General features: G+C 50.4%; 2 pseudogenes. Both read right to left on the bottom strand.

The window, feature by feature from the left end:
• Positions 1-707 (bottom strand): annotated as a pseudogene (locus DW085_RS18785) (conjugal transfer protein TraE); the annotation flags it as partial.
• Positions 703-811: pseudogene (locus DW085_RS20095) on the bottom strand (helix-turn-helix domain-containing protein); the annotation flags it as partial. The pseudogenes DW085_RS18785 and DW085_RS20095, both read right to left, overlap by 5 nt.

The following is an 811-nucleotide window of genomic DNA, read 5'->3' as shown; positions in this document are numbered from 1 at the left end:
TGCCGTAAGTTGCCAAATCTGACGGAATGATGTCCATATCGTATCCGGAACGGACAGCTTTCTTCTGTTCCTCAATCTTGGAACGATCCAGCTCCGTAATGGTGTGCTTGATGGATTTGATTGCTTTGTTCTGGTCTACCGACTGAATGTGCATGGTCACAATCTGGCTGGATTCCATATCCAGAAAGTCCTTCAGCAGCTGATCCGACAGGTCGGAAGCCGTAATCTGGAGATAGGACATGGAACCATACATCCCACCCATCTGAAAAACACGGTTCTTCGGAAAGGCAAACCCGGTCGGGGCAATAAAGTCCTTTACCGACAGCCCGCTCTCCGGCAGCCACTTCCAATCGAAATTGAATCGGTCATGGTCACCCATGTGGAACATATCGTGCATCAGATGAAGCCGTTCCTTACCGTTCAGCAATTTTGCCCGGACACCCAAGCGTTTGAAGTTGTTCATCAGGTCGATCTCAATGTGATTGAGCCTCGGCTTTGCCTGTTTCATGGATTCTGCTTCAATGCCAAACGTCAGGTACTTCGTCTTGGTCAGGCCGTTGTTGCCTGGCAAGCTGGCGGCGCAGCATGGTGCTGTACTCCGTGCGCACCGGATTGAAATGATCCTTCTGGTACAGGATGCGCACCATCTTCTCAAAATTCGAGGCATCCGTAGCCATATTCATAAAAGAAAGCTCAAAGCGGATACTCAGAGAGCCGTTCCACCCGCATCTGATAATCTCCTGGGAACTCCTGCCGGAGCTTGCCGTATTCCGTGTCAGAGAGAAGGACATTTTCGTATGAGCCATACCGG

The sequence above is a fragment of the Clostridium sp. AF50-3 genome (assembly GCF_003477445.1).
Classification (GTDB): Bacteria; Bacillota; Clostridia; order Lachnospirales; family Lachnospiraceae; genus Otoolea; species Otoolea fessa.
The sequence above is the reverse complement of the archived record's forward strand: the minus strand, read 5'-3'. Positions and strand labels throughout refer to the sequence as shown.